Annotated in this window: 18 protein-coding genes; all 18 read right to left on the reverse strand. The window is 57.0% G+C overall.

Translation table 11 applies throughout. From position 1 onward, the window contains the following. Positions 1–31: 31 nt before the first annotated feature. Positions 32–817, reverse strand: a complete 786-nt coding sequence (locus tag GKQ23_RS19395; protein WP_249168433.1) for a hypothetical protein — start codon at positions 815–817, stop codon at positions 32–34. A gap of 135 nt (positions 818–952) precedes the next feature. Further along, a complete protein-coding gene (gene accA, locus GKQ23_RS19400) occupies positions 953–1,912 on the reverse strand; it encodes an acetyl-CoA carboxylase carboxyl transferase subunit alpha (RefSeq protein WP_056236322.1) in 960 nt (319 codons plus the stop codon). Positions 1,913–1,924: 12 nt separating this feature from the next. After that, complete coding sequence (dnaE, locus tag GKQ23_RS19405) at positions 1,925–5,407, reverse strand: DNA polymerase III subunit alpha (protein WP_056236320.1); 3,483 nt, start codon at positions 5,405–5,407, stop codon at positions 1,925–1,927. A gap of 30 nt (positions 5,408–5,437) precedes the next feature. Then, entirely contained in the window at positions 5,438–6,061 is a 624-nt protein-coding gene (gene rnhB, locus GKQ23_RS19410) for a ribonuclease HII (protein ID WP_212409188.1), read from the reverse strand. Then, positions 6,058–7,203: a lipid-A-disaccharide synthase gene (gene lpxB / locus GKQ23_RS19415; protein ID WP_212409189.1), complete on the reverse strand. Its 1,146-nt coding sequence runs from the start codon at positions 7,201–7,203 to the stop codon at positions 6,058–6,060. Before lpxB ends, rnhB begins: the two co-directional genes overlap by 4 nt. Before the next feature lie 3 nt (positions 7,204–7,206). Further along, positions 7,207–7,995, reverse strand: coding sequence for an acyl-ACP--UDP-N-acetylglucosamine O-acyltransferase (lpxA, locus tag GKQ23_RS19420; RefSeq protein ID WP_056236316.1), 789 nt, complete (start codon positions 7,993–7,995; stop codon positions 7,207–7,209). Positions 7,996–7,998: 3 nt separating this feature from the next. Continuing rightward, on the reverse strand, positions 7,999–8,454 hold the full coding sequence (gene fabZ, locus GKQ23_RS19425; RefSeq protein WP_056236314.1) for a 3-hydroxyacyl-ACP dehydratase FabZ: 456 nt from the start codon (positions 8,452–8,454) through the stop codon (positions 7,999–8,001). A 155-nt stretch (positions 8,455–8,609) separates the two neighbouring features. Next, positions 8,610–9,632 (reverse strand): UDP-3-O-(3-hydroxymyristoyl)glucosamine N-acyltransferase, encoded by a 1,023-nt coding sequence (lpxD, locus tag GKQ23_RS19430; RefSeq protein ID WP_212409190.1) that lies wholly within the window; start codon positions 9,630–9,632, stop codon positions 8,610–8,612. A gap of 4 nt (positions 9,633–9,636) precedes the next feature. Next, on the reverse strand, positions 9,637–10,134 hold the full coding sequence (gene skp, locus GKQ23_RS19435) for a molecular chaperone Skp (protein WP_056236310.1): 498 nt from the start codon (positions 10,132–10,134) through the stop codon (positions 9,637–9,639). A 121-nt stretch (positions 10,135–10,255) separates the two neighbouring features. Next, on the reverse strand, positions 10,256–12,667 hold the full coding sequence (gene bamA, locus GKQ23_RS19440) for an outer membrane protein assembly factor BamA (protein ID WP_212409191.1): 2,412 nt from the start codon (positions 12,665–12,667) through the stop codon (positions 10,256–10,258). Between the two features lie 88 nt (positions 12,668–12,755). Then, a complete protein-coding gene (gene rseP / locus GKQ23_RS19445) occupies positions 12,756–14,105 on the reverse strand; it encodes a sigma E protease regulator RseP (RefSeq protein ID WP_101506329.1) in 1,350 nt (449 codons plus the stop codon). Positions 14,106–14,114: 9 nt separating this feature from the next. After that, on the reverse strand, positions 14,115–14,972 hold the full coding sequence (gene cdsA, locus GKQ23_RS19450; protein ID WP_056236306.1) for a phosphatidate cytidylyltransferase: 858 nt from the start codon (positions 14,970–14,972) through the stop codon (positions 14,115–14,117). 18 nt (positions 14,973–14,990) lie between these two features. Beyond that, positions 14,991–15,743: a (2E,6E)-farnesyl-diphosphate-specific ditrans,polycis-undecaprenyl-diphosphate synthase gene (gene ispU / locus GKQ23_RS19455; RefSeq protein ID WP_056236304.1), complete on the reverse strand. Its 753-nt coding sequence runs from the start codon at positions 15,741–15,743 to the stop codon at positions 14,991–14,993. Positions 15,744–15,925: 182 nt separating this feature from the next. Then, a complete protein-coding gene (gene ispC, locus GKQ23_RS19460; RefSeq protein ID WP_212409192.1) occupies positions 15,926–17,131 on the reverse strand; it encodes a 1-deoxy-D-xylulose-5-phosphate reductoisomerase in 1,206 nt (401 codons plus the stop codon). Between the two features lie 135 nt (positions 17,132–17,266). Further along, positions 17,267–17,824, reverse strand: coding sequence for a ribosome recycling factor (gene frr, locus GKQ23_RS19465; protein WP_056236300.1), 558 nt, complete (start codon positions 17,822–17,824; stop codon positions 17,267–17,269). A 119-nt stretch (positions 17,825–17,943) separates the two neighbouring features. After that, the gene (gene pyrH, locus GKQ23_RS19470; protein WP_056236298.1) at positions 17,944–18,669 is read right to left on the reverse strand and encodes a UMP kinase; all 726 of its coding nucleotides are present in this window, start codon (positions 18,667–18,669) and stop codon (positions 17,944–17,946) included. 155 nt (positions 18,670–18,824) lie between these two features. Beyond that, on the reverse strand, positions 18,825–19,676 hold the full coding sequence (tsf, locus tag GKQ23_RS19475; protein WP_056236295.1) for a translation elongation factor Ts: 852 nt from the start codon (positions 19,674–19,676) through the stop codon (positions 18,825–18,827). 193 nt (positions 19,677–19,869) lie between these two features. Continuing rightward, positions 19,870–20,595 (reverse strand): 30S ribosomal protein S2, encoded by a 726-nt coding sequence (rpsB, locus tag GKQ23_RS19480; protein ID WP_056236292.1) that lies wholly within the window; start codon positions 20,593–20,595, stop codon positions 19,870–19,872. Positions 20,596–20,897: the final 302 nt, after the last annotated feature.

Consider the following 20,897-nt stretch of genomic DNA (forward strand, 5'->3'; position numbering starts at 1 on the left):
GCTAAGCATAGCGGATCGTCGGTTGCTCTGCTCAGCCGTTGGGGTAGGCCTGGGCGATGCGCGCCTGGGCGGCCATCGACAGCTGTGCCGCCACGTCCTGCAGCACGTAGAGATCGCGGCGGCGCGTCCACGGCTGTGCCGATCGCCGATCATACCAGCGCGGCAGCGCGATCCCACGCGGGGCAAAGCCGTGGATCCGGCGCCCACGGCAGGTAATGATGCAGCGTTTAACGTGATCGTGATGGCCAATGATGGCAGCATTGCCCGCCAGCGTCGGATCGTTAGCAAAGTGGTTTTTCAGAATCGTCTCCACCACGCCGTCGGTGCTCAGATAGACCAGCCTGCCCTGCGCATCCCAGTACGGTTCGATAGAGATAATGGCATGGCGGGGGATATCCGCGAACTCCGGCGCCAGCAGGCAGCGGGCGATCTCCCACTGCAGGTACATCGGCAGCGCTTTTTTGCGATACACCGCCGCGCAGCAGTGCGCCAGCACCCTGTTCATCGGGCCGGGCAGCGCCAGCTTATTCGGGTCGTTCTGCGGATTGGGCCGATTGCCAAAGGCAAAGCCTATTACCAGGCTGGCTGCGGCAATCTCGTCTTTCGGTGGGGCCATCATAAAGCCGGCATCGACAATCGCGGGTGCCAGCAGTTCTGCGGTGGGCCGATCCTCCAGCTCCAGCGCCAGCCGGTCCGTTGCCAGCGGCAGAAACTCCGACGGCCGTGGCGAGTGCGGCGGGACGGCACAGCCGTTCAGCGCCGCCGCCGCCGGCAGAGAGAGCAGCCCGAAGGCCAGCTTGCGTCGGTTAATATCCATGTTCACCTCGTCCGTTGCGTTATCAGAAACCGCAGACTAACCCAGTGGCCGCCGGGCCTCTATGCGATGAATGTTGAAAAAAAGGCATAAAAAAAGGGCCCCTGGGGCCCTTTCGTGTGCGAAGACGGTTAACGATTACGCGTAGCCGTAACTCATCAGGCGCTGGTAACGACGATCCAGCAGCTCGTCTTTGGTCAGCACGTCCAGTTCGGCAAGATCGGCCAGCAGCTGCGCTTTCAGCGATTCGCCAATCACCAGCGGATGGCGGTGCGCGCCACCCAGCGGTTCAGGGATCACCGTGTCAATCAGCTTAAGCTCTTTCAGACGCGGAGCGATGATGCCCATCGCTTCGGCGGCCAGCGGTGCCTTATCGGCGCTTTTCCACAGAATTGAGGCGCAGCCTTCCGGTGAAATCACCGAGTAGGTGCTGTACTGCAGCATATTCACTTTGTCGCCGACGCCGATGGCCAGTGCACCACCGGAACCGCCTTCACCGATTACCGTACAGATCACCGGCACGGTCAGGCCGGACATCTCACGCAGGTTACGGGCGATAGCTTCGGACTGGCCGCGCTCTTCCGCGCCAACGCCAGGGTAAGCGCCCGGGGTGTCGATAAAGGTGATAATCGGCATATTAAACCGCTCGGCCATCTCCATCAGGCGCAGCGCTTTACGGTAACCTTCCGGCGCGGGCATACCAAAGTTACGACGGATCTTCTCTTTCGTTTCACGCCCTTTCTGATGACCAATGATCATCACCGGACGGCCGTTGAGACGCGCGGTACCGCCAACGATGGCTTTATCGTCGGCAAAAGCACGATCGCCGGCCAGTTCGTCGAAGTCGGTAAACACGTTACGGACATAGTCCAGCGTGTACGGTCGCAGCGGATGGCGCGCTAGCTGCGCGATCTGCCAGGCACCCAAATCTGAGAAGATTTTACGCGTCAGCTCAACGCTTTTATCGCGCAGACGCTGTATCTCTTCATCCAGATTAATATCCAGTTTTTCATCCTGACGGCCAACCGACTTAAGCGAATCAATTTTCGCTTCAAGCTCTGCGATTGGCTGTTCGAAATCCAGGTAATTAAGACTCATAATAATCCTGTTTTAGTCAAATTCCAGTTCCACCTGCTCCGATCCTATCAACGACCGAAGATCGTTTAACAAACGATCGCTCGGCGACACGCGCCAGGTTGCACCGAAGCGCAACTTCGCCCGCGCATCCTCTCTCTGATAGTAGAGATGTACCGGAATTGTCCCCGAACGATGGGGTTCCAGGGATTGACGGAGACGGTTCAAAAGCTGGTCATCAATTTGCCTGTCCGTCAGCGAGATAGCAAGCCCACGTGCATATTTTTCACGGGCTTCATCGATGTCCATCATATCGCGGGCCATCATTTTAAGCCCGCCGTTGAAGTCATCAAAGCTGACCTGTCCGCTGACGATCAGGATACGGTCTTTCTCCAGCATATGCTGGAACTTATCCAACGCATCTGTAAACAACATCACTTCCAGACGACCGGAGCGGTCGTCCAGGGTGCAGATGCCAATACGGTTACCGCGTTTTGTTACCATTACGCGGGCCGCCACCACCAGACCGGCCGCCGTGGTCATCTTGCCGCGATCGGTCGGGTGCATGTCTTTCAGGCGCTGTCCACCGACATAGCGCTCAATTTCTTTCAGATACTGGTTAATCGGATGCCCGGTTAAGTAAAGACCTAAAGTCTCCCTTTCGCCATCCAGCTGGATCTGCTCCGGCCACGGCGTCACGTCGGCATACGACTTCTCTACCTGCTCCGGCGCCTCGGCCAGCACGCCGAACATATCGGCCTGCCCTGTCGCCTCTGCTTTAGCGTGCTGATCGGCGGCCTTCAGCGCGTCCGGCAGCGCGCTCATCAGCGCGGCACGGTGCGGGCCAAGCCGGTCAAACGCGCCGGACATAATCAGTTTTTCCAGCACCCGCTTATTCAGCTTTTTGGTGTCGGTGCGCGCACAGAGGTCAAACAACTCGCGGAAATAGCCGCCCTCGTTGCGTGACTCAATAATCGCTTCAATCGGGCCTTCGCCGACGCCCTTAATCGCGCCGATGCCGTAAACGATCTCACCGGCTTCGTTGACGTGGAACTGATAAAGGCCGGAGTTAATGTCCGGCGGCAGCACCTTCAGCCCCATCCGCCAGCACTCGTCCACCAGGCCAACCACTTTCTCGGTGTTATCCATATCAGCGGTCATTACTGCCGCCATAAACTCCGCCGGGTAGTGCGCCTTCAGCCACAGCGTCTGGTAGGAGACCAGTGCATAAGCGGCAGAGTGCGACTTGTTAAAGCCGTAGCCGGCGAATTTTTCCACCAGGTCGAAGATTTTGATCGCCAGCTCGCCGTCAATGCCGCGCGATTTCGCACCATCCTCAAAGCCGCCGCGCTGCTTGGCCATCTCGACCGGGTTCTTTTTACCCATCGCACGGCGCAACATGTCCGCGCCGCCAAGGCTGTAGCCCGCCAGCACCTGGGCAATCTGCATCACCTGTTCCTGATAGAGGATGATGCCATAGGTCGGTTCCAGAACCGGCTTCAGCGACTCATGCTGCCACTGAATATCCGGGTAGGAGATCGCCTCACGCCCGTGCTTACGGTCAATAAAGTTGTCGACCATCCCCGACTGCAGCGGCCCCGGACGGAACAGCGCCACCAGGGCGATCATATCTTCGAAACAGTCCGGCTTCAGGCGCTTGATCAGATCCTTCATGCCGCGGGATTCCAGCTGGAATACGGCGGTGGTTTCCGAGCGCTGCAGCATATCGAAACTTTTCTGATCTTCAAGCGGGATCGTCGCAATATCGACAGGATCCAGCCCTTCTTTGGTGCGCCGGGCGTTGATCATCGCCAGCGCCCAGTCGATGATGGTCAGCGTGCGCAGGCCAAGGAAGTCGAACTTCACCAGGCCTGCGTACTCCACGTCGTTCTTATCGAACTGGGTGACCGGGAACTGGCCGTTCTCATCGCAGTATAGCGGCGCAAAATCGGTGATTTTGGTCGGCGCGATCACCACGCCACCGGCGTGTTTACCGGCGTTACGCGTCACGCCTTCCAGTTTGCGCGCCATATCGATCAGCGCCTTGACCTCTTCATCCGCCTCGTAGATTTCCGGCAGCTGCGGTTCGGCGGCAAAGGCTTTTTCCAGCGTCATGCCCGGGTCAGGCGGCACCAGCTTGGAGATGCGGTCAACGAAGCCGTACGGGTGGCCCAGCACGCGGCCAACGTCGCGGATCACCGCTTTGGCGGCCATGGTACCGAAGGTGATGATCTGCGAAACCGCTTCACGGCCGTACATTTCCGCCACGTGCTCAATCACGCTGTCGCGCTTCTCCATACAGAAGTCGATGTCGAAGTCGGGCATGGAAACACGTTCCGGGTTAAGGAAACGTTCGAACAGCAGGTCGAATTCCAGCGGATCGAGGTCGGTGATTTTCAATGCGTAGGCGACCAGCGACCCGGCACCGGAGCCGCGCCCCGGCCCGACCGGTACGTCGTTATCCTTCGACCACTGGATAAACTCCATAACGATCAGGAAGTAGCCCGGGAAGCCCATCTGGTTAATCACGTTGAGCTCAATATCCAGACGCTCGTCATACTCCGGGCGGCGGGCGGCGCGCACCTCAGGATCGGGGAACAGGAACTCAAGCCGCTCTTCCAGGCCCTCCTGCGACTTCAGCACCAGGAAATCTTCGGTGGTCATCTCACCGGTTGGAAACTGCGGCAGGAAGTACTCGCCCAGGCGGATGGTAACGTTGCAGCGGCGGGCGATCTCTACGCTGTTTTCCAGCGCTTCCGGGATGTCCGAAAACAGCTCACACATCTCCTCTTCGCTGCGCATATACTGCTGCGGGCTGTAGTTACGGGGACGTTTCGGATCGTCGAGGGTAAAACCGTCGTGAATGGCCACGCGAATTTCATGGGCGTCAAAGTCGGTTTCTTGCAGGAAACAGACCTCGTTGGTGGCCACCACTGGAATGCCCTCGGCAATCGCCAGTTCCACTGCCGCGTGCAGGTAACTCTCTTCATCCGGCCGCCCGGTGCGGATCAGCTCCAGGTAGTAGCGATCGGGAAAATGCTGCTGATAGAAGCCGAGACACTCGGCGACCATCGCGGCGTTGCCGCGCAACAGCATTTTACCGACGTCGCCACGGCGGCCGCCGGAGAGCAGGATAATCCCCTGCTGATGTTCGGCCAGCCAGTCGCGATCGATGGTCGGCCCTGCCGGGCCATAGCCGCGCTGATAGGCACGGGAGATCAGCAGCGTCAGATTCTGATAGCCATCATTATCGGCCGCCAGCACGGTGATCTGCGACAGTTCATCGCCCATTGCCACGCTGGCCACGTTAAAGTCAGCGCCGATAATCGGTTTCATCCCCTGACCGTGCGCGGTGCCGTAAAATTTCACCAGCCCGCACAGGTTGGTGAAATCGGTGATGCCGATGGCCGGCATATTCATCTTCGCCGCGTGTTTCACCAACGGGTTCGTCTTCGCCAGTCCATCGATCATGGAGTAGTCGCTGTGCACGCGTAAATGAATAAAACGGGGTTCGGCCATCGGTGATCCTGTTAACGCAGAAGAGAAGAATTACAGCGCGCGCGTCGCAGCAGCAGCGACGTCAGCGTCGAGCAGCACGTTACGTACCGGCGCAAAGCTGCGGCGATGGTGCGGCGTGGCGCCAAAGCGGGCGAGCTTTTCCAGGTGCAGCGCCGTCGGGTAGCCTTTATGCTGGGCAAATCCGTACTCCGGGTACTGCAGATCCAGCCCGGCCATCTCACGGTCGCGCGTGACCTTAGCGATAATCGACGCGGCGCTGATTTCACGCACCAGACCGTCGCCCTTAACGATCGCCTGCGCCGGCATCGCCAGCGCCGGGCAACGGTTACCGTCGATCAGCACAAAATCAGGCGTCAGGTGCAGGCCGGCCACCGCCCGCTGCATCGCCAGCATGGTGGCATGCAGGATATTGAGCCGGTCGATCTCATCCGGCTCAGCGCGCCCGAGGCTCCAGCTTAACGCCTTCTCTTTAATCTCATCGTATAACGCCAGGCGGCGTTTTTCCGACAATTTCTTTGAGTCGGCGAGGCCTGCGATCGGCCGGACCGGGTCGAGGATCACCGCAGCGGTGACCACCGCACCGACCAGCGGGCCGCGGCCCACCTCGTCAACGCCGGCAATCAGCCGCGCGTCAGGGTAGATAAAGTCACTCATGGGCACAGCTCCAGTACTGCCGCAGCCGCCTGCTGGTCTGCATCCCAGCGGATCTGCTGATGCAGCTCAGCGAAGGTGGCCAGCAGGGCATCACGGGTATCACCGCCGCTGAGCAGCGGCTCCAGCGCCGCCGCCAGCCGCTCGGGCTGGCACTCATCCTGCAGCAGCTCTGGCACCAGCTCTCGCCCGGCCAGCAGGTTAGGCAGCGAAACGTAGTCGGTTTTTACCAGCCGCTTCGCCAGCCAGAAGGTGAAGGGCTTCATACGATACCCCACCACCATCGGACATTTCGCCAGCATGCACTCCAGCGCGGCGGTGCCGGAGGCCAGCAGTGCCGCATCGCTGGCAACCATCGCCGCACGGCCCTGGCCATCCAGCAGGTGCATCGGCAGGTCCGGTGCCACCTGCGCTTTGATCAGCTCAAACTGTTCGCGGCGTTTCGGATTAACCAGCGGCACCACGATCTCCAGCGCCGGATGCTTGTCACGCAGCAGCATCGCGGTTTTCAGGAAGTCGGCGCTGAGCATCTCGACTTCCGCACCGCGGCTGCCTGGCAGCAGCGCCAGGCACAGCGCGTCCGGGGCGATGCCCAGTTCGCGGCGCGCGGCCAGCTTGTCGGCCACGATCGGCATCGCATCAGCCATCGTGTGGCCGATAAAACGGCACGGCACGTTGAAGCGATCGTAGAAGGCTTTCTCAAACGGCAGGAACGCCAGCACCAGATCGGTGTTGCGACCAATTTTGAACACCCGCTTCTGCCGCCACGCCCACACCGACGGGCTGACGTAGTGGATGGTGCGGATGCCCCGCTGCTTCAGGCGGCCTTCCAGGGTGATATTGAAATCCGGGGCGTCGATGCCGACAAACACGTCCGGCTTCAGCGCGCTGAAACGGCGGGTCAGGTCACGGCGGATCTGCAGCAGGCGACGCAGGCGGCCGAGCACCTCAACGATGCCCATTACCGCCAGCTCTTCCATCTCATACCAGGCTTCACAGCCCTCGGCCTGCATCAGCGGCCCGGCCACGCCGACAAAGCGCGCGTCAGGATGCTGCTGTTTCAGCGCGCGAATCAGGCCGGCACCAAGAATATCGCCGGAGGTTTCTCCGGCGACGAGGGCAATCGTTAAGGGACGCTTAGGCATGAGTTAACGAATCAGGCCCCGGGTGGATCGCGCAAAGAAGTCATAGAACGGCTGGACTTCAGGATGCACTTTCGCAATCTCGGCAATCTCAGGCTTCACTTCATCCAGCGTTTTACCGCTGCGGTAAAGTAGCTTGTAGGCAGCACGAATGGCGTGTAGCGCCTCTTTACTGAAGCCACGACGCTGCAGGCCCACCAGATTGATGCCGAACGGCGTCGCATGGTTACCCTGCGCAATCACGTAAGGCGGAACGTCCTGCGCCACGCCGGAGCAGCCGCCGACCATCACGTGCGCACCGATAATGCAGAACTGATGCACCGCCGTCATGCCGCCGATAATCGCATGATCGTCGACGACAACATGGCCGGCCAGCGTCGCATTGTTGGCCAGGATGCAGTGGTTACCCACCACACAGTCGTGCGCCACGTGGGTATTGACCATCAGCAGGTTATCACTACCCACTTTCGTCACGCCGTCAGCCTGCACGGTGCCACGGTGGATGGTCACGCTTTCACGAATGCGGTTACGATCGCCAATTTCAACGCGGGTTGGTTCGCCGGCGTATTTCAGATCCTGATTCGCTTCACCAATCGAGGCGAACTGATAGATGGTGTTGTCTTTACCGATGCGGGTATGGCCGTTGACCACCACATGCGATTTAAGAACGGTACCGTCGCCAATTTCGACGTTGGCACCCACCCAGCAGAACGGGCCAATCTGAACACCGGCACCAATAATGGCGCCCTCTTCAACGATCGCCCCTGGATGAATTACGGCGGTGCTGTCAATCACGAATTAAGCCTCCCGGCTGCGCGCACACATCATGGTTGCTTCGCAGACAATTTTACCGTCTACGGTCGCCACGCCTTTAAAGCGCGTCAACCCACGGCGGGTTTTCTCGAAGGTGACTTCCATGATCATCTGATCGCCAGGCACGACCGGGCGCTTGAAGCGCGCTTCGTCGATACCGGCAAAGTAGTACAGCTCGCCCGGTTCCAGTTTACCCACGCTTTTAAACGCCAGGATACCGGTGGCCTGTGCCATCGCTTCCAGGATTAGCACACCCGGGAAAATCGGTTTACCAGGGAAATGGCCCTGGAAAAACGGTTCGTTGACCGAGACATTCTTTACCGCACGCAGGTATTTGTTCTCTTCGAACTCAATCACGCGATCGACCAGTAAAAACGGGTAACGGTGCGGTAAAAGTTCGATAATCTCTTCAATCTTCAGAGTATGAGTTTCAGTAGTCAAAATACTCTTCCTGTCCTAAAAATTCTGATGGTATCAATAACACGGCCTGCAACGATGGTTACATCGTTCGCAGGCCGCAAATCTTGTCTGTACGCAGCTTTCCCTGCTTAGCATGTTGTAATTATGAAAGCCGGTTAGCGTGCTGGTGTATGCGCTTAGTCGTTAGCAACCTTACGCTCGACGGCTTTTAAGCGTTTGCTTAACTCGTCGATGTTCATCACCAGCGCCGCAGTTTTGCGCCAGGTTTTATTGGGCTGCAGCGGGATCCCGGAGGAGTATACTCCAGGTTCAGTGATCGGTCGCATCACCATTCCCATCCCTGTAACGGTAACTTTGTCACAAATTTCCATATGACCATTGATCACGCTGGCACCGCCAATCATGCAATAGCGGCCGATTTTCAGGCTACCGGCCATGATCACACCGCCTGCAACTGCGGTATTGTCGCCGATTACCACGTTATGGGCAATCTGACACTGGTTATCTATGATAACACCATTCCCGATTTGGGTGTTATCCAGCGCACCGCGATCGATAGTGGTACAGGCACCGATTTCGACGCGATCGCCGATAATCACGCTGCCCAGCTGCGGAATTTTAACCCAATTGCCGCGATCGTTGGCATAACCGAAGCCATCTGAGCCGATCACCGTACCCGACTGAATCAGGCAGTCGGTACCGATCTGCACCTCATGATAGATCGATACGTTGGCCCACAGACGGCTACCGGCGCCGATTCGGGTGTGTTTACCGACGAAACAGCCAGGTCCGATAACCACGTTATCGCCCAGCACCACGCCGGACTCAATGACCGCATTGGCCCCGATGGCAACGTTGTTACCCAGGGTAGCGGTGGCATCAATGACCGCGCTCGGCGCAATATGGCTGGCCGGCTGTGGGGTGATATCCAGCAGCTGTGCCATACGAGCGTAGGTCAGGTAAGGGTTTTTCACCACCAGCACCGCACCGGTGAAAAATTCACGGTCGGCTTCCGTTAACACTACGGCAGAGGCCTGGCACTGGGCCAGCTGTTCGCGGTAACGGCTGTTGGCAAGAAAAGTGATCTGTCCCGATTGGGCGGATTGCATAGAAGCAATGCCGGAGATGGCGAGATCGCCATCTCCGTGCAATTCTGCATCCAACTGCTGGGCTAAATCAGCCAGTCGAATTGAAGACATGGTTTTATTTAACCTGTTTCAGAACATCAGCAGTGATGTCTTTAGATTTACCGGCGTAAGCCACAGCGTTCTGATCGATAACCACATCGTAGCCTTCGCTGTCAGCCACTTTCTGCACAGCATCCTGGATACGGCTCAGGATTTTGTTACGTTCTTCGGTCTGGCGACGACGGTTATCCTGCTCAAAAGCCTGCGCTTTGGTTGAGAACGCTTCACGCTGAGCCATCACGTCTTTTTCCGCGCGGCTGCGGTCAGCGGCCTTCATGGTTGACGCATCACGCTGCAGGCGCTGCATTTTAGTCTGCAGGTCGCGCTCCATGTTTTGCAGTTCGGTCGCACGGCCTTTGAACTCGTTCTCAAGCTGCTTCGCAACGGTCGCACGCGCTGGTAACTGTTGGAAAATGCTGGAAACGTTCACCACTGCAATTTTATCAGCAGCCTGAGCACCGGCGGAAACCGCCAGAGCAATACCCAGACCTGCGGCACACAACAACTTTTTCACTATAAACTCCTTACCATCAACGTTTGTGTCACGGACACATGTGTTGCGTAGTAACAATGGGGTCAGATACCCCCCACCGTTGCGCTACGCGATACTCTGAGCGCTTCCCTGCGAGGCCGACTTACCAGGTTTTACCAATGTTAAACTGGAACTGTTCGGCCTTGTCTCCATCATACTTTTTGAACGGCTGGGCGTAAGAGAACACCAGCGGTCCGAGAGGCGACATCCACTGCAGTGCCAGACCGGCTGACATGCGGATATTACTTGGGTCACTGTAATCCGGCACGCCTGCGGCACGGGTTTCAGCGGTGTTCTGCCATTTAGTATCCCAGACGGTACCGGCATCAACGAACAGCGAGGTACGCACCGAGTTCGAGTACTTCTCACTGATAAACGGCGTTGGGGTTATCAGCTCAAGGCTGGCCACCGCCATCGCGTTACCGCCGACCGCATCGTCTGAGTTACAGACTTTGTTCACGTCGGTGCCGGAGCAGTCAGACGAACCGTTGTTCAGGTAAGCCGCTTTTGGACCAATGTTATTGGAGCGGAAACCACGAACGGTGCTGGAACCACCGGCATAGAAGTTTTCATAGAACGGCATCTCTTTGCCGTTCAGGCCATCACCGTAACCAACACGACCACGGCCCAGCATCACCCAGGTATGATCCTGGTCGATCGGCAGATACTGTTGCGTATCCAGCGTTGCTTTGTAGAAGGCGTTAGTCGAGCCAGGAATGGTCACTTTACCGTTCAGGTTGGTACGGTTACCCGCCGTTGGGAAGAACCCACGGTCAAGCGTGTTGTACGTCCAGCCGTAGTTAAAGGTGAAGTCATCCGCAGAGAAGTCTTCATCACCGGCAAGCGTCGGGTTCTGTCCGACCGAGCGCAGGTAACGCCACATAGCGATCTGCGGCTGCATGTTGGACAGGCTGTTATGCACATAACCCAGACCGGCGCGCAGGCTGTTATTCTCGTTAATCGGGAAGCCCAGCGTACCGTCAACACCGTAACTCTTGTTGGTGTAGTCGGACAGATCGGCGTCATCGGCTTTAAAGTCGTTATAGAACACACGACCGCCGAGGCTGACGCCATCAACCGTAAAGTACGGATCGGTCAGAGAGAACTCGGCATAGGTCTGGTAGTCGTTTTTGGTGCCGCTGATACCGACGGTATTACCGGTACCCAGCCAGTTCTCCTGGGTGACGCCCACCTGGAAGCTGACGCCGCTTTCGGTGCCGTAGCCGACGCCAAAGTTCAGCGTACCGGTGTTACGCTCTTTCACCTTGTAGACCACGTCTACCTGATCGGGCGAACCCGGCACACGCTGGGTGTCGGTATCAACGGTTTCGAAATAGCCCAGACGGTTCAGACGTTCTTTGCCCTGCTCAACCAGATCGCTGCCCAACCAGGCACCCTCCATCTGGCGCATTTCACGGCGCAGTACTACGTCTTTCGAGGTATCGTTACCTTCGAAGCGGACCTTACGCACGTAGAAACGGTTACCGGCATCAACGTTCACGCGCAGCTTAACGGTTTTCGCCGCATCATCAATTTCAGGCTGGGTCTGCACGCGTGGATAGGCATAGCCATAACGACCCAACAGTTTCTTGATGTCGTCTTCCATGCGGGTCACTTTCGCGCCGTTATACAGCTCACCCGGGGTGATTTTCGTCAGCCCTTCGATCTCAGCAGAGTGCCCGGCCAGATTGCCGCTCACCGCCACGCCGGCGATCTTGTACTGCTCGCCTTCGGTGATGTTAACGGTGATGTAGATACCTTTTTTATCCGGCGTCAGGCTGACCTGGGTCGAATCGATATTGAAGCGCGCATAACCGCGGTCCAGATAGAAGCTGCGCAGCGTCTCGAGGTCACCGGCCAGTTTCTGTTTCTGGTACTTACGGTCACCCACCACGTTCCACCACGGCACATCATCACGCAGCTGGAAGCGGGAGATCAGCTCTTCAGAGCTGAACGCTTTGTTGCCCACCACGTTAATCTGCTGAATTTGCGCAGAGACGCCTTCGGTGAACACCAGTTTCAGATCGACGCGGTTACGCGGCAGCGGTGTCACCACCGCTTTAACGCTGGCGCTGTACTTACCGACGCTGTAGTAGAAGTCTTCCAGGCCCTTCTCAATCGATGAGATGGTGGTGCGGTCAAGGGCTTCGCCCACGCGCACGCCGGAAGCCTCAAGGTTCTGCTTCAGCATGTCTTCCTTCACCGCTTTGTTACCGGAGAAGGTGATACTGGCAATCGTCGGACGTTCTTTCACCTGAACGATCAGCGTGTTGCCATCGCGCAGTACCTGAACGTCTTCAAAATTTCCGGTCGCAAACAGTGCTCGAATGGTGTTACCCAGATCTTCATCTGATACGGTATCTCCCACGCGAACAGGCATACTCAGCAGGGCCGCACCGACGGCGACTCGCTGCAGGCCTTCGAAATGAATATCCTTCACCACGAATCCGTCTGCACCGTATACGGTAGCGCTGCTAAGCAGCAGCGACGCTATGAGCAACTTTTTCATCGCCATCGTTGTTATGCATTCTTCCTAACTGGTTCTCGTCGCTTTCGGGGTAACCGCGTCGCGTTAATCATCCCGCAACGCCGTTCCTGAGCACCTAGAGGCGCGAGAAATCATTGAAAAGTGCAAGCCCCATTAACAGCACCAGCAAAATTGAGCCGATACGATAACTGAAGTCCTGAACTCGTTCGGACACCGGCCCCCCCTTAATCTTTTCGATCGCCAGGAACAGCAAATGCCCACCATCTAACACTGGCAGAGGAAACAGATTGATAATCCCTAAGTTCACGCTAATCAGCGCCAGGAACATCAGGTAGTAAATCAACCCATACTCCGCTGACATCCCAGCCCCCTGCGCGATCGAAATCGGCCCGCTGAGATTGTTCAACTTCACATCACCCACTATCAGCTTGCCCAGCATGCTCACCGTCAGCTTCATCAGCTGCCAGGTTTTCACGCTGGCTTCACCGAGGGCCGCAAACGGACCGTACTGGCGCACCGTGCGGTACTCATCGGCCAGCGGTATCACTCTCGGCACCACGCCGGCAAAGCCTTCCGCCTTATTCTGCGGATTGGCTTCGGGGATCAGCGTGATATCCACCAGACTTCCCTGCCGCTCAACTTCGATGGCAATCGGCTTGCCGGGGTTATCACGCACCGTGGTCACGAAACTGAGCCACTGCGACAGCGGTTTACCACCGACTTTAACGATCCTGTCGCCGGCTTGCAAACCGGCCTTACTGGCGGCGGAATCGCTCTGCACCTGCGCCAGCACCGATTCAATCTGCGGCCCGCGCGGCAGGATGCCCAGTGAAGTGACCGGATCCTGCTTATCTGGCTCAAAGTGCCAGTTGTGCAGCGAGACCCGCTTTTCGCTGGTTTGCGTAGTGCCAAACGGCGCGACGGTAAAGGTGGTTTCTTCATCACCGATCTTCGCCACCAGCGCCATGCGCACAGCATCCCAGTCAGGCGTTTCGATACCGTCGACGGCTTTAAGTTCCGTTCCTGGGGTAATTTGTGCGCTGGCGGCCGGCGAGCCGCTTACTATTTCAGCAACCACCGGGCGTACGCCGGGCACGCCGATGATAAACACCAGCCAGTAGGCAAGGATAGCAAAGATGAAGTTAGCGATCGGACCGGCGGCGATAATCGACGCCCGCTGCAGGACCGTTTTATTGTTGAAGGACTGGTGACGCAATTCGGGCGGCACGCTCTCGACGCGTTCGTCGAGCATTTTAACGTAGCCGCCGAGAGGGATCAGGGCAATAACATACTCGGTGCCCTGCTTGTCACGGCGGCGCCACAGCGCCTTACCAAAGCCGACGGAAAAGCGTTCGACCTTCACGCCGCAACGACGGGCCACCCAGAAGTGACCAAATTCGTGCACCGTGACCAGAATTCCCAGCGCGACGATAAAGGCCGCAAGACTCCAGAGTACGCTTAACATAGTGTTTCCCTACAGCGCGCCAAAAACTAACAGCAGCAGGCAGGCAAACACCGGTACCGCCGCCGTCAGGCTGTCAATGCGGTCCAGAATGCCACCGTGACCGGGGATCAGACTGCCGCTATCCTTAATACCCGCTTCGCGTTTGAACATACTTTCCGTCAGGTCGCCCAGCACCGAGGCCAGCGCGGCGGCAATTGAGCAGATCAGCAGCGTGGAGAGATCCACCTGCAGCGGCGCGAACACGCTGAATAACCATGAGATCAGCGCCGAGGTCACCAGGCCGCCGAGAAAGCCTTCCCAGGTTTTACCCGGTGACACTTTCGGTGCCAGCTTGTGCTTACCGAACAGCTTGCCAAACATGTAGGCACCGGAATCAGCGCCCCAGACCAGCACCATCACGTACAGCAACCACCAGGCTCCCGCGTAGTGATCGGTAGCGTAGTGATACTGGCGCAGCACCAGCATGCCGCAGAAGAATGGCACAATGGTCAGCAGGCCAAACAGCAGGCGCAGCGGTTTCGACGAACGCCAGAAGGCGGCGGAGCCAGGGTAGCGCAGCACCAGCAGCAGCGCCGCCAGCCACCATATCAGCGAGATCCACAGCGCGCCGCCGATCTGCGGCACGTCCAGCGCACTTTGCCAGGCCGGCAGCGTAAACAGCATCAGGGAGAGCAGCAAGCCACACAGCACTGCCAGCCAGATACGCTGAGAGCGCGCAGCAAAACCGGCGAACTGGCCCCATTCCCATGCGGCCAGCATGCAGATCGCTAAGATGACGATGGCAAAACCCAGAGGTGGCAGCAAAAACAGCGCCGCGATCACGATGGGAATCAAAATTAATGCGGTAATCAGGCGAGACTTCAGCAAGGATTACCCCCAGTGCGCTTATGCGCTGCCGGGTGCTGCGCCGCCAAAACGGCGCTCTCGTTGTGCAAACGCATTCAGTGCACCTTCAAAAACTTGTTCATCAAAATCAGGCCAGAGCGTTTCGGTAAACCAGAACTCTGCGTAGGCAACTTGCCACAGCAGGAAGTTACTGATGCGATGCTCTCCCCCGGTCCTTATTACCAGATCCACCGGAGCCAGTTCATTCATGCACAGATGAGAGGCCAGCGTCTCTTCTTCGATTTGATCGGGACGAAGAAGGCCTTCCTGTACCTGCTCTGCAATCTTTCTGACTCCGTGGATAATATCCCAACGACCGCCATAATTCGCGGCTATGTTGAGCGTCAGTCCATTATTTTGTTGAGTAAGTTCCTCAGCACGGCGGATACGCTCCTGTAAACGAGCGTTAAACCGGCTGACGTCACCGATAATTCGTAGCCTGACATTATGCTTATGGAGACTTTTGACTTCGCTATCGAGCGCCCAGACAAACAACTCCATCAACGCTAACACTTCCTGCTGCGGACGGTTCCAGTTTTCACTGCTGAACGCATACAGCGTCAGCGCATCGAGCTTATGGCTGACCGCAAAACTGACCGCGCGCCGTACCGACTTCACACCGGCCTTGTGGCCGGAAATGCGCAGTTTGCCCTGATTTTTCGCCCAGCGGCCGTTGCCATCCATAATGATGGCCACATGGCGAGGGCCGTGCCCTTTCTGGTCATCGATTTCTAATTGATTTTCGGACGACATAACGCGTATTTATTTCCTTATTCAGAAAGGCCAGGGCTTCTGAAATATCTTGTCTGCTCAGTTGCCAGCGCCCCGCCACCCCGGACAGCCATGCGGCAATGAGCCGGCAAGCTGCCTGAACAGTGGGCGAAGACTATATCATCTCCTCCCAAGGCTCACAAATGGCGGTGCGTTAAATCGCGTTATGCACGATGTAAGGCAAACCGCGGTAGCAGCGCCGTGGCACGCACCCGTGCTTCACCGTCGATGGCAATGACCGCTTCCACAGAGTCGGGCTCCGCCGTTGCCAGCCCCTCCAGCACCGCCACGTTCAGGGACGCAATGTCGGTGAAGCGGATGCCACCGGCCAGAAACGCCGCCACGGCCACTTCGTTGGCGGCGTTGAGCGTGGTGGTGGCGGCCTGCCCTGCCAGGCTGGCGTCGATCGCCAGTTTCAGGCAGGGATAGCGCGCGAAGTCCGGCTCGCAGAAGCTCAGCGCCTTCATGCGGGTAAAATCAAGCGCGGGTGCACCCGAGCTGACGCGCTCGGGCCAGGCCATCGCATGGGCAATCGGCGTACGCATATCCGGTGAACCCAGCTGCGCAATCACGCTGCCATCGCGGTAGCGAACCATTGAATGAATCACCGATTGCGGATGCAGGATCACCTCCATCTGCTTATCGGTGGCATTAAACAGCCAGCGGGCTTCAATATATTCCAGGCCTTTATTCATCATGGTGGCCGAATCGACGGAGATTTTACGCCCCATTGACCAGTTTGGATGTGCACAAGCCTGGTCCGGCGTCACATGATGCAGGTCAGCCAGCGGCGTGTCACGGAAGGGGCCACCCGATCCGGTCAGGATAATACTGTCAATGCCATTATCCTGCAGCGAAGCGTAACCTAACTGCTGCTGGATGGCAGCAGGCATACTCTGAAAAATGGCGTTGTGTTCACTGTCGATCGGCAGCAGCTGCGCGCTGGAGGCGCTTACCGCCTCCATAAACAGACGCCCGCAGGTGACCAGCGCCTCTTTATTGGCCAGCAACACCGTTTTACCGGCGCGGATGGCGGCCAGAGTCGGAGTTAATCCCGCCGCGCCAACGATCGCCGCCATCACCTGATCCACCTCGTCCAGCGCCGCCAGATCGCAGGCCGCCTGTTCGCCGCTGAGCACTTCTGTCGTGACGTTCAGGCCATGCAGCCGCGCCCGCAGTTCAGCGGCAGAGCCTTCATCAGCCATCGCGGCATAGCGTGGACGAAACGTCAGACACTGCTCGGCCATCAGCTCAACGTTACGCCCGGCCACCAGCGCCGTCACGGCAAAGCGTTCGGGGTTGGCGCGGACTACGGCCAGCGTGCTGGTGCCAATCGAGCCGGTGGAACCGAGAATGGTCAATTGTTTCATGAGGCTGCTCTGTATCGTGGCCTGGCGCGAAGGGAAACCGTGCCCGCCAGGAGGGTTAACAAATGCAAAACGCCGCCAGACCGCCCTGTCATTTAAAGGACCATCTGCACGGCGTTTCGTCACAGGGTGATCGACTTAGAAGTCCATCAGCTCCGCTTCTTTTTCAGCCAGGGAGGCATCAATTTTCTTGATGAACACGTCCGTCAGCTTCTGCACGTCATCCTGTGAACGACGATCTTCATCTTCACTGATCTCTTTGTCTTTCAGCAACGCTTTAACTTTATCGTTCGCGTCGCGGCGCACGTTACGCACAGAGACACGGCCCTGCTCGGCTTCACCACGGACGATTTTGATCAGATCTTTACGACGCTCTTCGGTCAGCGCAGGCAGCGGGACGCGAATATCGGTGCCGGCCGAGCTTGGGTTCAGGCCGAGGTCAGAGGTCATGATCGCTTTTTCTACCGCGCCGCTGATTGAACGGTCGAACACGTTCACTTTCAGGGTACGGGAGTCTTCAACGGTCACGCTGGCTAACTGCTTCAGCGGGGTCGGCGCGCCGTAGTACATCACCATGATGCCATCGAGGATCGCCGGAGAAGCGCGGCCGGTGCGGATTTTGCTGATGTTGCTTTTGAACGCTTCAACGCATTTATCCATGCGCGTTTCAGCATCTTTTCTGATTTCGTTAATCACGTTGGAACCCTTGGATTCTGTTTGATCGACCCGCTGCGGGCCACGGCCTGCAGCGATTCTGAATACTCTTCGATAATTCTGACGGGCAGAATATACCTTATTTTATGCGCTGACTGATATTAATGCGTAATCAACGTGCCTTCTTTTTCACCCATCACCACGCGACGCAGTGCGCCAGGCTTGTTCATATTGAATACGCGAATCGGCAGCTTGTGGTCACGGGCCAGCGTAAAGGCCGCCAGATCCATCACTTTCAGCTCCTGCTCCAGCACTTCCGCATAGGAGAGCTGTTCGTACAGCGTGGCATCCGGGTGCTTCACCGGGTCCGCAGAGTAAACGCCGTCCACTTTAGTCGCCTTCAGTACCACGTCGGCTTCAATCTCAATACCGCGCAGGCAGGCGGCAGAGTCGGTGGTAAAGAACGGGTTACCGGTACCGGCAGAGAAGATCACCACGCGGTTGTTACGCAGCAGGCTGATCGCTTCTGCCCAGCTGTAGTTATCACACACGCCGTTGAGCGGGATCGCCGACATCAGGCGGGCGTTCACATAGGCACGATGCAGTGCATCGCGCATTGCCAGACCGTTCATTACGGTCGCCAGCATGCCCATATGGTCGCCGACTACGCGGTTCATACCGGCCTGAGCCAGGCCAGCACCGCGGAACAGGTTCCCCCCGCCGATCACCACGCCCACCTGAATGCCCAGTTCTACCAGCTCTTTCACTTCCTGAGCCATACGATCCAGCACGCTGGCATCGATACCGAAGCCTTCAGCACCTTGCAGTGCTTCGCCACTCAGTTTCAGCAGGATACGTTGATATACGGGTTTTGCATTGGTCGCCATGGTGTTTTCTTCCTGGAGCTATCGTCGAAAAGGGGGGTTAACTGTGCGGTATCATCCGTCAAACGCCGTTAAAAAGCGATTGGGATGAGACTGAAAATGCGCTGCCCGGCAGGCAGGCAAAAAAGAACCGCCTTCCGGCGGCTCTCTTCAAACCATTAAGACTGTTTGGACATCGCCGCAACTTCTGCTGCGAAATCGGTCTCAACTTTCTCAATGCCTTCGCCCACTTCAAAGCGGATGAAGTTAACAACGTCAGCATTGTGCTCTTTCAGAACCTGGCCCACGGTTTTGCTTGGGTCGATAACGAAAGGCTGGCCGGTCAGAGAAACTTCGCCGGTGAATTTCTTCATGCGGCCTTCAACCATTTTCTCTGCGATCTCTTTTGGCTTACCAGACTGCATCGCGATGTCCAGCTGAACCTGGTACTCTTTCTCTACCACTTCAGCAGACACGTCTTCTGGCTTAACGAATTCTGGCTTGCTGGCAGCAACGTGCATAGCAACCTGCTTAACCAGCTCTTCGTCAGCGCCTTTAGCAGAAACCAGTACGCCGATACGTGCGCCGTGCAGGTAGCTGCCCAGCACGTCGCCTTCCAGGGATGCTACGCGACGGATGTTGATGTTCTCACCGATTTTAGCAACCAGTGCAACGCGCTCTTCTTCGAACTGCGCTTTCAGAACTTCAACGTCGGTGATTTTACCGGCAGCAGCAGCTTCCAGCACTTTATCAGCGAAGGCCTGGAAACCGGCATCTTTAGCAACGAAGTCGGTCTGGCAGTTAACTTCCAGAATCACGCTGTAGTTGCCAACGATTTTGGTTTTGATCACGCCATCAGCAGCCACGTTGCCTGCTTTCTTAGCGGCTTTGATCGCGCCAGATTTACGCATGTTCTCGATCGCCAGCTCGATGTCGCCGTTGGCTTCGGTCAGTGCTTTCTTACAATCCATCATGCCAGCGCCAGTGCGCTCGCGCAGTTCTTTTACCAGAGCAGCGGTAATATCAGCCATTCTCTAATCCTCGGTTAGCGCAGCATTTGTGAGATGTGCCGGTCAACGGCCACAAATGCCTATTCTCGGGAGAAACATTCTGCCCCGCCGAATGTGACAAACGGCAAAGCGAAGTCGAAAAAATAAAGGGGCCGACAAGGCCCCTTACAGATTCACATCTGATTGATAAGGGCTCGGTAACGAGCAAGCCTTATTACTCAGCGTCGGCGAACTTTTCTTCAGCCTGCTGAGCCAGGTCCTGTGAACGACCTTCACGTACAGTGGTAGCCACTGCAGTCAGGTACAGGTTCACAGCACGGATCGCATCGTCATTACCTGGGATAATGAAGTCAACGCCGTCTGGATCAGAGTTGGTATCAACGATAGCAAATACCGGGATACCCAGGTTGTTTGCTTCTTTGATAGCGATGTGTTCGTGGTCTGCATCTACAACAAACAGTGCGTCTGGCAGGCCGCCCATGTCTTTGATACCACCCAGGCTGTTTTCCAGCTTGGCCAGTTCACGAGCGCGCATCAGCGCTTCTTTCTTGGTCAGTTTGTCGAAAGTACCGTCCTGAGACTGAATCTCCAGATCTTTCAGACGTTTGATAGACTGACGAACGGTTTTCCAGTTAGTCAGCATGCCACCCAACCAGCGGTGGTTAACGAAGAACTGGTCGCAGCTCAGAGCTTGCTCTTTTACCGCTTCGCTTGCAGCGCGCTTAGTACCAACAAACAGGATCTTACCTTTACGGGCAGAGATCTTGCTCAGCTCAGCCAGAGCGTCGTTGAACAGTGGTACTGTTTTTTCCAGGTTGATGATGTGAACTTTGTTACGAGCGCCGAAGATGAAAGGCTTCATTTTCGGGTTCCAGTAACGGGTCTGGTGACCAAAGTGTACACCGGCCTGGAGCATGTCGCGCATGGAAACAGTTGCCATGATTACCTCTAATAAAAGTGTTTGGGGTTAAGCCTCCATGTATCCCGTACAACCGACCCATCGATTTTTACAAATCATCCAGGCACCCCGGCGTAGGTGTCGATACATGTGTGTTATTTACACAAAATGAGATTTTGCGTCCCCCTGTCCGGCAACTATCACCACACAGAGAATCGTCGGCGCGCTTTATACCATAAACCGACCGGTGACGCCAACTTTTGTTGGCTTACTGAGCAGTACCGCCACGCTGACCTGCGGCCCGACAACGCCTGCCACAAACTGCATTTGGCAGGGTCCGGGTG

The sequence above is a fragment of the Erwinia sp. E602 genome, from assembly GCF_018141005.1.
Taxonomy (GTDB): domain Bacteria; phylum Pseudomonadota; class Gammaproteobacteria; order Enterobacterales; family Enterobacteriaceae; genus Erwinia.

Bases quoted from the DNA above. Each gene is read 5' to 3' on its own strand.
- accA (WP_056236322.1), bottom strand. From the start codon at position 1,912: ATGAGTCTTAATTACCTGGATTTCGAACAGCCAATCGCAGAGCTTGAA.
- tsf (WP_056236295.1), bottom strand. From the start codon at position 19,676: ATGGCTGATATTACCGCTGCTCTGGTAAAAGAACTGCGCGAGCGCACT.
- rpsB (WP_056236292.1), bottom strand. From the start codon at position 20,595: ATGGCAACTGTTTCCATGCGCGACATGCTCCAGGCCGGTGTACACTTT.
- rnhB (WP_212409188.1), bottom strand. From the start codon at position 6,061: ATGAGTGACTTTATCTACCCTGACGCGCGGCTGATTGCCGGCGTTGAC.
- lpxB (WP_212409189.1), bottom strand. From the start codon at position 7,203: ATGCCTAAGCGTCCCTTAACGATTGCCCTCGTCGCCGGAGAAACCTCC.
- GKQ23_RS19395 (WP_249168433.1), bottom strand. From the start codon at position 817: ATGGATATTAACCGACGCAAGCTGGCCTTCGGGCTGCTCTCTCTGCCG.
- bamA (WP_212409191.1), bottom strand. From the start codon at position 12,667: ATGGCGATGAAAAAGTTGCTCATAGCGTCGCTGCTGCTTAGCAGCGCT.
- pyrH (WP_056236298.1), bottom strand. From the start codon at position 18,669: ATGGCGACCAATGCAAAACCCGTATATCAACGTATCCTGCTGAAACTG.
- ispU (WP_056236304.1), bottom strand. From the start codon at position 15,743: ATGTCGTCCGAAAATCAATTAGAAATCGATGACCAGAAAGGGCACGGC.
- dnaE (WP_056236320.1), bottom strand. From the start codon at position 5,407: ATGGCCGAACCCCGTTTTATTCATTTACGCGTGCACAGCGACTACTCC.
- lpxD (WP_212409190.1), bottom strand. From the start codon at position 9,632: ATGTCTTCAATTCGACTGGCTGATTTAGCCCAGCAGTTGGATGCAGAA.
- ispC (WP_212409192.1), bottom strand. From the start codon at position 17,131: ATGAAACAATTGACCATTCTCGGTTCCACCGGCTCGATTGGCACCAGC.
- rseP (WP_101506329.1), bottom strand. From the start codon at position 14,105: ATGTTAAGCGTACTCTGGAGTCTTGCGGCCTTTATCGTCGCGCTGGGA.